Genomic DNA, 7,692 nt, shown 5'->3' on the forward strand with positions numbered 1-7,692 from the left:
GACCGGGGTAGGGCGAACCCCGAGACCGGCACGGCTGGAACCCCGGGGCGGACGGGTCTAAGATCGTCCGTCTGCCCTCCCGAACCGTGGTACCTGCTGAAGTCCCGCAGGCAGCCGGGGGAGGTGCCGGCCGCTCGGCAACCGGTCGGCGTACCCACCGTGAGCTCCTACGATCCGCTGCGCCCGCCACCGGGGCAGCCGGGAAGGTTCGCTGTGCCCGCCACCTCCACCACCGATCCCCTCCAGCGCGAACGCGACCACCTGGCCGCGTCCAGGGCCGCGCTGCGCGCGATGCGCGCGGACGTCGAGTCGCTCGACATCCGCGACGTGACCGGCTCCTGGGTCACCACCGTCATCCTGCAGAACCAGATCGAGGCCAGGATCGCCGCCCTGGCCGACCTCTCGCACACCCCGTTGTTCTTCGGCCGCCTCGACTACCTGCACGCGATCAGCGAGGAGCTGAGCGAAGGAAGCGGGGGCGAGAGCTTCTACATCGGCCGCCGGCACGTCCACGACGCCGACGGCGACCCCATGGTGATCGACTGGCGCGCGCCGGTCTCCCAGCCGTTCTACCGGGCCAGCCGCACCGAGCCGATGGACGTCGAGCGCCGCCGCCGCTTCGGCTACACCGGCGGCGAACTCACCGCCTACGAGGACGAGCACCTCACCGACCCGGCCGAGACGGAGCAGTCCTCCGCCCTGCTGGCCGCCGAGATCGAGAAGCCCCGCGTCGGCCCGATGCGCGACATCGTCGCCACCATCCAGCCCGAACAGGACGAGATCGTCCGCTCCGACCTCACGGGCACCATCTGCGTCCAGGGGGCGCCCGGCACCGGGAAGACCGCCGTCGGCCTGCACCGAGTCGCCTTCCTGCTGTACGCGCACCGCGAGCGCCTCGCCCGCACCGGCACGCTGGTGATCGGGCCGAACAACGCCTTCCTCTCGTACATCGAGCAGGTGCTCCCGGCCCTCGGCGAGCTGGAGGTCGCCCAGGCCACCGTCCAGCAGTTGGTCGGGCACGTCGAGGTGCGGGGCGAGGACGGCCCGGAGGCGGCCCGGCTGAAGGGCGATGCCCGGATGGCCGAGGTGCTGCGCCGGGCGGTGCGGTCGGGCATCACGCTGCCCACCGAGCCCTGCGTGGTGGTCCGCGGTTCCCGCCGCTGGCGCGTTCCGGCCTACGAACTGGTCGAGATCATCGAGGAGTTGAAGGGCCGCGAGGTCCGCTACGGCGCCGCCCGGGACGCCCTGCCGCAGCGCATCGCGCACGCCGTGCTGCTGAAGATGGAGCAGGGCGGCGAGGCCCCGGACGACCGGGTGCAGGACGCGGTGGCCCGCAACACCGCGGTCAAGGCGGTGGTCAAGGAGTGCTGGCCGGCCGTCGACCCGGCGAAGCTGGTCCTGCGGCTGCTCTCCGATCCGGAATTCCTCGCCGAGTGCGCCGAAGGGGTCCTCACCTCCGAGGAGCAGTCGGCGGTGCTGTGGCCCAAGCCCGGCCGCTCGGTGAAGACCGCCCGCTGGACGCCGGCCGACGCCGTCCTGGTGGACGAGGCGGCCGACCTGGTGCAGCGCACCCCCTCGCTCGGGCACGTGGTGCTGGACGAGGCCCAGGACCTCTCCCCGATGCAGTACCGCGCGGTCGGCCGCCGCTGCACCACCGGTTCGGCGACCGTCCTGGGCGACCTCGCCCAGGGCACCACCCCGTGGGCGACGGCGAGCTGGCCGGAGGCGCTGCGCCACCTGGGCAAGCCGGAGGCGCACATCGAGGAGCTGACCAAGGGCTTCCGGGTGCCGGAGGAGGTCATCGCGTACGCCTCCCGGCTGCTCCCGGCGATCGCCCCCGGCCTGGCCCCGGCCTCCTCGGTCCGCGAGGCGCCCGGTTCGCTGACGATCCGCCAGGTCGCGGACGGGGAGACCACGGAGGCCGTCCTGGAGGCCTGCCGGGAGGCGCTGGGGCACGAGGGGTCGACCGGCCTGATCGCCGCCGACGCCCGCGTCCCGCGGCTCGCCGAGGCGCTGACCGCGGCCGGGCTGCCGTACCTCTCCCCCGGCGACGAGACCCGCGCCGAGGCCCGGCTCACCCTCGTCCCGGCCTCGCTGGCCAAGGGCCTGGAGTACGACTACGTGGTGCTGGACGAGCCGGCGGCGGTGATCGCCGGCGAGCCGGACGAGCGGACCGGCCTGCGGCGGCTGTACGTGGCGCTGACCCGGGCCGTCTCCGGGCTGACGGTGCTGCACGGCGAGCCGCTGCCGGAGCAGTTGGGGTGAGCCACCCGGAGGGGCCGGTCCACGGACCGGTCCCTCCGGCACGCGCTCAGGCGTCGATCAGCGCCCGCCACTCGGCGACCTTGGCCGGGTCCACCGGAGTGCTCCAGCCGTCGGCCCGCACCGCGCCGCCGACGTGGAAGGCGTCGAAGCCCTCCGCCCGCAGCTCCTTCAGGTGTTCGGCCCGCAGGCCGCCGCCGATCAGGATCCGCTGCCGGTACCCGGGCCCGCCGGCCCGGGCCAGTTCGGCCGACAGCACCTCGCGCCCGGCGTCCACCCCGGCGGCCGAACCGGAGGTGAGGAAGGTGTCCAGGCCGGGCAGCGCGCCGACGGCGGCGCGCAGGGCGGCCCGGTCAGCGCTGTGGTCGATCGCCCGGTGGAAGGTCCAGCGGCAGCCGGCGATCGCCTCGGCGACGGCCGTGGTGGCGGCCAGGTCGACGGCGCCCTCGGCGTCGAGGAAGCCGAGGACGAACTCCTCGGCCCCCTCGGCCCGCAGTGCGGCGGCCCGGGCGCACAGCTCGTCCACGTCGCCGGGGGCGAAGCCGTCCCGGATCCGCAGCATGACCCGCAGCGGAATGCCGACGGCGGCCCGGATCCGGCCGAAGTCCTCGACGGACGGGGTGAGGCCGTCGGCGGCCATGTCGGTGACCAGTTCGAGCCGGTCGGCGCCGCCCGACTCGGCGGCCTGGGCGTCCTGGGGGGTCAGCGCGATGACTTCGAAAATTGGTCTAGACATATTCGACAGATTGCCACATCCGGCGGCCCCCGGCGACCCCCGCCGGCACCCAGGGGGCCGAACCGGTCACACCACCCCGCGGACCGCCCCGGCCCCCTCCCGCCGGCCGAACCGGCGCACCGCCACCGCCGCCAGCACGAGGAGCGCCACCGTCGGCGCCGCCACCGGCAGCAGGCGCGAGACCCCGCCCGACTCCCGCCAGATGTTGAACAGGCAGCCGGGCCCGGTCAGCACCAGCACCGTCACCCCCACCGCCATCGGCGCCACCCGCCCGCGCAGGCCGGCGAAGGTGAGCACCAGCGGGACGAGCAGCATCAGCACGAACCACGGGAGGTCCAGCGGGAAGCGGGTGTCGTCCCAGCTCTGGGCCCCCACCAGCAGCCCGCCCACCGCCCCCGAGGCGAGCACCAGGCCGGCCCGGCGCCAGGCCGGCCGGGGCAGCAGGTCGGTCGGCGCCGCGACCAGCAGCAGCGCGGCCAGCACGAACGGCAGCGAGGCCATCCCGATGTAGCCGCTCCACCACAGGTCGAAGGAGGAGTCCCGCAGGGCCGACACCAGGTCGTACGCCCCCACCACCCCCAGGGCCAGCGCGCTGGCCCGCACCGCCGTCCACCGCCCCAGGAGCGCCGCCACCGCGAGCAGCACCGCGGCCACCGGCCGGCAGAAGCTCGCGAAGTAGACCTTGTACGGGTCCTCCCAGGCCAGCCAGTTGTCGATCCGGTACGTGGTGGTCGCCCAGGCCACCAGCGTGGCACCGGCCGCCGCCCCGGCCAGCATCGGCGCGACCAGCGCCAGCAGCCGCCCGGCCGCCGTCGCGCCGGTCAGCCCGAGCCGCATCCGCAGCCCGTACACCGCCAGGCCGGCGAGCTCCCGGGCGGCGTCCAGGCGCCCGCCCTCCGCCGTCGTGTCCGCGAACACCTCGACCAGTTCCTCTCCGCGCTCACGGCGGTACCGCTCGGGGTAGAGCTGGAGCGCGGCCCGCAGCACCGCCGAGGGCGCCGCGCCGATCGCCGGCGTGCTCATGAGCGGCCTCCTCCCGTCACCGGCCGCCCCTGCGGCCCGTCCCCGCCCGGCAGCATCGACCGGAGCCTGCTCAGCCGGCGCTCGGCCTCGGTGGCCACCGCCCGCAACCGCTCGGCCTCGGTGGCCAGCGCACCCCGGCCCTCGGCGGTCAGCGCGTAGCTGCGCCGGGCGCGGCCGTCCACCACCTCCTCGGCGGCGACCTCGATCAGGCCCTGCTGGAGCAGCCGGTCGAGCGCCCCGTAGAGCGTGCCGGTGCGCATCCTGACCCGGCCGTCGGAGATCGCGGCGATCTCCTGGATGAGCGCGTAGCCGTGCCGCGGGGCATCGGCCAGCGCGGTGAGCAGCAGCAGCGTCGGCTCCTGCATGGCGCGTTCTGTCATACGGCTACATATATCGCCGACCGGCATATCCCGTCCATCGGGGGAGCCCGACAGAATGGGCCGCATGGCCACCGAGACCGACGACCTGCTCGCCGACTGGACCGCCCTGCTGCACCGCTGCGGGGCCGCCGTGGACCCCGAGCCGTACGGCCGGGAGCTGCTGCGCCGCTGGGCGGAGCCGCCGCGCCGCCACCACACCGCCGCGCACCTGCGCGCGGTGCTGGGCCACGTCGACGAACTGGCCGGGCACGCCGCCGATCCGGACGCCGTCCGCCTCGCGGCCTGGTTCCACGACGCCGTGTACCGCCCCGACCGCACCGAGAACGAGGAGCGCAGCGCCGCCCTGGCCGTCCGCGCGCTGACCGCCGCCGGCCTTCCCGCCGAGCGGGTCGCCGAGGTCGAGCGCCTCGTGCTGCTCACCGTCGACCACGACCCGGCCCCCGGCGACCGCGACGGCGAGGTGCTCTGCGACGCGGACCTCGCCGTCCTCGGCGGCACCCCCGAGGCGTACGCGGCGTACGCGGCCGCCGTCCGCGAGGAGTACGGCTTCGTTCCCGAGCCGGACTTCCGGGCCGGCCGGGCCGCCGTGCTGCGCCACCTGCTCGCCCTGCCCGCGCTCTACCGCAGCCCCGCCGCCCGCGACCGCTTCACCGCGGCCGCCCTCGCCAACCTGACGGCCGAACTCGGCACCCTCTGAAGCTCACCGCCCCCTGACGCCACCTCCCGGACCCACCCCCGGAAGCCGCGCCCGCGCGCCCGTCAGCTCCACCGCGCCCCCAGCCGGTCCACGGCGGCCACGCCGCCCGTCACGGACAGGACGCGCCCCGCGACGGCCCACCACGCGTCGTGATCGGCCCCCGACACCTCCAGCACGGCCCACCACAACCCGAGACCGCAGCACCCGCCCAGCACACCCCACACCCAGCGCTTCATGCCGCGCACCGTACACGGCTGCTAGGAGAGCTCCCCCACCGGTGCCACCACCGCTCCCCGCTTGCCGCACACCCAGTGCGGCTCCGGGCCCAGCTCGGGCTCCACGCTCAGCGCGTGCGGGTCCCCGTCGGCCGCGCAGTCGGCGCACAGCGGCCAGCGCCCGTACACCTCCAGCAGCGCGTCCTGGACGTCCTGGGCGACCAGCCCGAGGACGTACTCGGTGCCGTCCGGCCACTGCTCCAGCCACCAGCGGCGGTGCGTCACGGCCTGCTCCACCAGCGAGACGACGGCGGCGTCCGCCACGTCCCGCGCGGTGAGGTCGGCCAGGATCAGCGCCCGGGCGTTGTGCAGGGCGTTCTCGATGTCGTCAGCAGCCATCCGTCCATTCTCCGACGCGACCGGCGCAACGACGAAAACGCCGCGTGGGCGGCTCCCCGAAGGGAACCGCCCACGCGGACGAGGAACCAGCCGATCCGATCGGAAAGATCAGGATCAGAAGTCCATGTCACCGCCCGGCATGCCGCCGCCGGCGGCCGCGGCGGCCTTCTCCGGCTTGTCGGCGATGACGGCCTCGGTGGTGAGGAACAGCGCCGCGATGGAGGCGGCGTTCTGCAGCGCCGAGCGGGTGACCTTGGCCGGGTCGATGATGCCCTCGGCGACCAGGTCGACGTACTCGTTGGTGGCGGCGTTCAGGCCGTGACCGGCGGGGAGGTTGCGCACCTTCTCCACCACGACGCCACCCTCCAGGCCGGCGTTGGTCGCGATCTGCTTGATCGGGGCCTCCAGCGCGACCTTGACGATGTTGGCACCGGTGGCCTCGTCGCCGTCCAGCTCCAGCTTGTCGAACGCGACACCGGCCTGCAGCAGGGCGACGCCACCACCGGCGACGATGCCCTCCTCGACGGCGGCCTTGGCGTTGCGGACGGCGTCCTCGATGCGGTGCTTGCGCTCCTTGAGCTCCACCTCGGTGGCCGCGCCGGCCTTGATGACGGCCACGCCGCCGGCCAGCTTGGCGAGGCGCTCCTGGAGCTTCTCGCGGTCGTAGTCCGAGTCGCTGTTCTCGATCTCGGCGCGGATCTGGTTCACGCGGCCCGCGACCTGCTCGCTGTCGCCGCCACCGTCGACGATGGTGGTCTCGTCCTTGGTGATGACCACCTTGCGGGCGGTGCCCAGCAGGTCGATGCCGGCGCTCTCCAGCTTCAGGCCGACCTCCTCGGAGATGACGGTGCCACCGGTGAGGATGGCGATGTCGCCGAGCATGGCCTTGCGGCGGTCACCGAAGCCCGGGGCCTTGACGGCGACGGACTTGAAGGTGCCACGAATCTTGTTCACGACCAGGGTCGACAGGGCCTCGCCCTCGACGTCCTCGGCGATGATGACGAGCGGCTTGCCGCTCTGCATGACCTTCTCCAGCAGCGGGAGCAGGTCCTTGACCGAGCCGATCTTGGAGTTGGCGATGAGGATGTACGGGTCCTCGAACGTCGCCTCCATGCGCTCCAGGTCGGTGGCGAAGTAGGCGGAGATGTAGCCCTTGTCGAAGCGCATGCCCTCGGTGAGCTCGAGCTCCAGGCCGAAGGTGTTGCTCTCCTCGACGGTGATGACGCCTTCCTTGCCGACCTTGTCCATGGCCTCGGCGATGAGCTCGCCGATCTGGGTGTCGGCGGCGGAGATGGAGGCGGTGGAGGCGATCTGCTCCTTGGTCTCCACGTCCTTGGCCTGGGCCAGCAGCTGGTCCGAGACGGCGGCGACGGCCTTCTCGATGCCGCGCTTCAGGGCCATCGGGTTGGCGCCGGCGGCGACGTTGCGCAGACCCTCGCGAACCAGGGCCTGGGCGAGCACGGTGGCGGTGGTGGTGCCGTCACCCGCGACGTCGTCCGTCTTCTTGGCGACCTCCTTGACGAGCTCCGCACCGATCTTCTCGTACGGGTCCTCGAGCTCGATCTCCTTGGCGATGGAGACACCGTCGTTGGTGATCGTGGGGGCGCCCCACTTCTTCTCCAGCACGACGTTGCGGCCCTTGGGGCCGAGCGTGACCTTCACCGCGTCGGCGAGCTGGTTCATGCCACGCTCAAGGCCGCGGCGAGCTTCCTCATCAAAGGCGATGATCTTGGCCATCAGAAGTGGTCCTCCGGGACACGGTCGACTGCTCGGACCAAGGGGTGCCCGCGACGGACGGCCCTGGTGCGCGGAGGTCCATTCCCCTACCGCTCCCGGGGGCCTCACCGACCCGGTCCGCTGTCACTCTCACACTGTGAGTGCTAACGCCAATGATTAGCACTCCGGGTGGTCGAGTGCAAGCCCCACCGCCGATCCGCGAGCCGCCGCCGGAGCCGTCCGGGAACGCCGACGGGCCCGCAC

8 protein-coding genes are annotated in these 7,692 nt (G+C 73.6%); 2 read left to right on the plus strand and 6 right to left on the minus strand.

Annotated elements, in window-relative coordinates:
- Window positions 1-291 precede the first annotated feature (291 nt).
- Window positions 292-2,265, plus strand: a complete 1,974-nt coding sequence (locus ACFRMQ_RS14465; protein WP_380730696.1) for a HelD family protein — start codon at window positions 292-294, stop codon at window positions 2,263-2,265.
- Window positions 2,266-2,311: 46 nt separating this feature from the next.
- Here the strand turns inward: ACFRMQ_RS14465 and ACFRMQ_RS14470 are convergent, their stop codons facing one another.
- From ACFRMQ_RS14470 to ACFRMQ_RS14480, 3 genes are all read right to left on the minus strand, one after another.
- On the minus strand, window positions 2,312-2,998 hold the full coding sequence (locus ACFRMQ_RS14470) for a copper homeostasis protein CutC (RefSeq protein WP_380730684.1): 687 nt from the start codon (window positions 2,996-2,998) through the stop codon (window positions 2,312-2,314).
- A gap of 66 nt (window positions 2,999-3,064) precedes the next feature.
- Entirely contained in the window at window positions 3,065-4,021 is a 957-nt protein-coding gene (locus tag ACFRMQ_RS14475; RefSeq protein WP_380730686.1) for a hypothetical protein, read from the minus strand.
- Window positions 4,018-4,401 carry a PadR family transcriptional regulator gene (locus ACFRMQ_RS14480; protein ID WP_380730688.1) on the minus strand — a complete coding sequence of 128 codons (384 nt, stop codon included), beginning with the start codon at window positions 4,399-4,401 and terminating at the stop codon, window positions 4,018-4,020. The genes ACFRMQ_RS14475 and ACFRMQ_RS14480 overlap by 4 nt, the downstream gene beginning before the upstream one ends.
- A gap of 64 nt (window positions 4,402-4,465) precedes the next feature.
- Here ACFRMQ_RS14480 and ACFRMQ_RS14485 point away from each other — a divergent pair, with 64 nt between their 5' ends.
- Complete coding sequence (locus tag ACFRMQ_RS14485) at window positions 4,466-5,098, plus strand: hypothetical protein (RefSeq protein ID WP_380730690.1); 633 nt, start codon at window positions 4,466-4,468, stop codon at window positions 5,096-5,098.
- Window positions 5,099-5,160: 62 nt separating this feature from the next.
- Here the strand turns inward: ACFRMQ_RS14485 and ACFRMQ_RS14490 are convergent, their stop codons facing one another.
- The 3 genes from ACFRMQ_RS14490 to groL form a co-directional block, all read right to left on the minus strand.
- Window positions 5,161-5,334, minus strand: coding sequence for a hypothetical protein (locus tag ACFRMQ_RS14490; protein ID WP_380730692.1), 174 nt, complete (start codon window positions 5,332-5,334; stop codon window positions 5,161-5,163).
- A 21-nt stretch (window positions 5,335-5,355) separates the two neighbouring features.
- Entirely contained in the window at window positions 5,356-5,712 is a 357-nt protein-coding gene (locus ACFRMQ_RS14495) for a hypothetical protein (RefSeq protein ID WP_380730694.1), read from the minus strand.
- A 114-nt stretch (window positions 5,713-5,826) separates the two neighbouring features.
- On the minus strand, window positions 5,827-7,449 hold the full coding sequence (groL, locus tag ACFRMQ_RS14500; protein WP_316526858.1) for a chaperonin GroEL: 1,623 nt from the start codon (window positions 7,447-7,449) through the stop codon (window positions 5,827-5,829).
- Window positions 7,450-7,692: the final 243 nt, after the last annotated feature.

Origin of the sequence: Kitasatospora sp. NPDC056783, assembly GCF_042789895.1 — a bacterium.
Taxonomy (GTDB): domain Bacteria; phylum Actinomycetota; class Actinomycetes; order Streptomycetales; family Streptomycetaceae; genus Kitasatospora.

Excerpts from the sequence above, each read along its gene's own strand:
- ACFRMQ_RS14495 (WP_380730694.1), bottom strand. The coding sequence starts at position 5,712 with ATGGCTGCTGACGACATCGAGAACGCCCTGCACAACGCCCGGGCGCTG.
- ACFRMQ_RS14470 (WP_380730684.1), bottom strand. The coding sequence starts at position 2,998 with ATGTCTAGACCAATTTTCGAAGTCATCGCGCTGACCCCCCAGGACGCC.
- ACFRMQ_RS14485 (WP_380730690.1), top strand. The coding sequence starts at position 4,466 with ATGGCCACCGAGACCGACGACCTGCTCGCCGACTGGACCGCCCTGCTG.
- ACFRMQ_RS14480 (WP_380730688.1), bottom strand. The coding sequence starts at position 4,401 with ATGACAGAACGCGCCATGCAGGAGCCGACGCTGCTGCTGCTCACCGCG.
- groL (WP_316526858.1), bottom strand. The coding sequence starts at position 7,449 with ATGGCCAAGATCATCGCCTTTGATGAGGAAGCTCGCCGCGGCCTTGAG.
- ACFRMQ_RS14475 (WP_380730686.1), bottom strand. The coding sequence starts at position 4,021 with ATGAGCACGCCGGCGATCGGCGCGGCGCCCTCGGCGGTGCTGCGGGCC.
- ACFRMQ_RS14490 (WP_380730692.1), bottom strand. The coding sequence starts at position 5,334 with ATGAAGCGCTGGGTGTGGGGTGTGCTGGGCGGGTGCTGCGGTCTCGGG.
- ACFRMQ_RS14465 (WP_380730696.1), top strand. The coding sequence starts at position 292 with ATGCGCGCGGACGTCGAGTCGCTCGACATCCGCGACGTGACCGGCTCC.